At 42.1% G+C, this 2,082-nt stretch carries 4 protein-coding genes; all 4 read left to right on the top strand.

Annotated features, from left to right (window positions below; all coding sequences use genetic code 11):
- The first annotated feature begins 78 nt into the window (after positions 1-78).
- The 4 genes from ACFO8Q_RS06150 to ACFO8Q_RS06135 all read left to right on the top strand — a co-directional run bounded on the left by ACFO8Q_RS06150 (position 79) and on the right by ACFO8Q_RS06135 (position 1,973).
- The gene (locus tag ACFO8Q_RS06150; protein WP_380024854.1) at positions 79-687 is read left to right on the top strand and encodes a diguanylate cyclase domain-containing protein; all 609 of its coding nucleotides are present in this window, start codon (positions 79-81) and stop codon (positions 685-687) included.
- A 152-nt stretch (positions 688-839) separates the two neighbouring features.
- Complete coding sequence (locus ACFO8Q_RS06145) at positions 840-1,142, top strand: UPF0175 family protein (protein ID WP_380024853.1); 303 nt, start codon at positions 840-842, stop codon at positions 1,140-1,142.
- Entirely contained in the window at positions 1,135-1,635 is a 501-nt protein-coding gene (locus tag ACFO8Q_RS06140) for a PIN domain-containing protein (RefSeq protein ID WP_380024852.1), read from the top strand. The genes ACFO8Q_RS06145 and ACFO8Q_RS06140 overlap by 8 nt, the downstream gene beginning before the upstream one ends.
- Positions 1,636-1,796: 161 nt before the next feature.
- Complete coding sequence (locus ACFO8Q_RS06135) at positions 1,797-1,973, top strand: hypothetical protein (RefSeq protein WP_380024851.1); 177 nt, start codon at positions 1,797-1,799, stop codon at positions 1,971-1,973.
- Positions 1,974-2,082 lie beyond the last annotated feature (109 nt).

The following is a 2,082-nucleotide window of genomic DNA, read 5'->3' as shown; positions in this document are numbered from 1 at the left end:
GGTGGCTCTCCCCATTAACATATTGGCTCTCATTCATTAACCTAGCGGCTCTGCCGCGCCGAAATATTCAGATTTCTGTTGATCACAATACCTTTGTTCTATCTCGCCTTGGTACAGGAGAGGAAAATAAACCACTATGCTTATTATGATGCTTTGACCGGTCTTCCAAACAGATATTTGCTCAAAGATCGCTTCGCTGTTGCGTTGGCTCAAGTACTCCGTCAGAAGAAATTGCTGGCAATTTTATTTCTCGACCTGGATCAATTCAAGTCCGTCAATGATACATGGGGCCATGCTCAGGGAGACGTTTTATTACAAAACGTTGCCGAGTTATTAAAAATGTGTGTTCGCCCGGGAGATACGATCTCTCGGCTTGGTGGGGATGAATTTGTCATAATGCTACAAGTCACTAGATGTGCTGAGGTTACTGAAGTGACTCAAAGAATCCTGAATAATTTTTCCTCACCCTTTGTACTGGATTGCGGTAAGATTTCGGTCACGCCTACTATCGGTATAAGTGTATACCCAAATGATGGAGATGACCTAGAGAGGCTGGTTAAAAAGGCGGACATGGCAATGTATCAGGCCAAGGAACAAGGAAAAAACCGTTTTCAATTTTACAGCTTTGATCTGAGCGGGAAAAATAAATCAACATCCCACGAAATAGCACATAGCAGAACCGTTTAATTCAATTAGGTTCCCGAGCACGAGGGGACCTGATTGAAAATCATTCGCTATTTGTGCCCATCTCAATAGAAGTAGCAGCATCTGATTCACACTGTTTGCACATAAAGTAAAAATGTATAATAAAGAGAAGATCATAAAAGGATGTGAACGCAGTGGCGATAGATAAGTTTCAGGTGTCGATACCAAATGATTTCTTACCGGTTTTACAGCATTTGAGTGAGGGTAAATCCGTAGACGAAACCATTCGCGTTTCTTTGGCCATATCGCTTTTTGTTGAACGAGCTGTCACGTTGGAAAGAGCTGCCGAACTATCTGGTTTGTCTTTGATGGATTTTATGTCCGTTTTGAGGAAAAAAGGAATCCCATGGGGAGAGTATACGGAGGAACATTTTTTACAGGATCAGGCTTTCATTCAAAAACGATTTGCCGAAAAGCAAGAGGCCAAAGATGAATAGAATCGTTTGTAATGCAAGCCCGATTATTGCTCTTTCAAGCATCAACAGTCTCGGTTTATTAGCTCAATTATTCGATGAAATCTACATTCCGCAGGCAGTTTATCGTGAAGTAATAGAGAACTCCCCAGAGAATGCAATAGGGCGGCGTGAATTATTGTTCAATCTAGAAAAAGGGTATTTCAAGATTTATGAAGTTAAAAATAAGGAATCTGTCGACCAGTTGTACGGGAAACTTCACTACGGTGAATTAGAGGTAATTATAGCTGCAAAAGAATTAGATATTTCTTCCGTAATTCTTGATGATATAGCGGCCCGTAAACTGGCGGAAACCTTTTTGCTCCAACCGGTAGGCACTTTGGGTGTACTGTTATTGGCAAAACAAGAAGGCATTGTTCCAGCCGTAAAATCTCTGGTTGATGAATTAGTTCAAAATCACCATTTTCGCATATCTAAAACGTTGTATGAACGCATTCTCAAAGAGGTCAATGAATGATGAATCTAATCGAGAGGAGCGAGGAGGTTCCCATTAGCTGAGCCCTCCTCGCTTCAGTATTATGCAATGTTGTATCATCAATAAGAGGACGGTGATCGGAAATTAAATTTATTACCGCTGAGCAGCTATATGATAAACTGAAGGGAAAACGCGTTTTAGAATTGGCTGACCTGGACGTGAAAGCCTTGGCCGAAGATCCGGATGTCATTCGGCTAATACGGGCTAGTCGCGAAGATCGCAAGGCCGGTAGAACTTATTCCGGGGAAGCGGGATTGGAATTTTTGCGCCAACAGATTCAGGAGTTTGAACATGAACGGCAATCAAATCTATATGGTTGAATGGTCCAGTTAAGCAGTTACTCGTTTTGGAGTAGCTGCTTATTCTTGTGCGCCACGCATGGCGATTAACTAGGTGGTGAAAGTCCACTGTGGGGGTTTGTAGTTACCA

The organism is Effusibacillus consociatus (assembly GCF_042652925.1).
Taxonomy (GTDB): Bacteria; Bacillota; Bacilli; order Tumebacillales; family Effusibacillaceae; genus Effusibacillus; species Effusibacillus consociatus.
This window is presented reverse-complemented; position numbering and strand designations above follow the sequence as displayed.

Excerpts from the sequence above, each read along its gene's own strand:
- ACFO8Q_RS06140 (WP_380024852.1), top strand. The coding sequence starts at position 1,135 with ATGAATAGAATCGTTTGTAATGCAAGCCCGATTATTGCTCTTTCAAGC.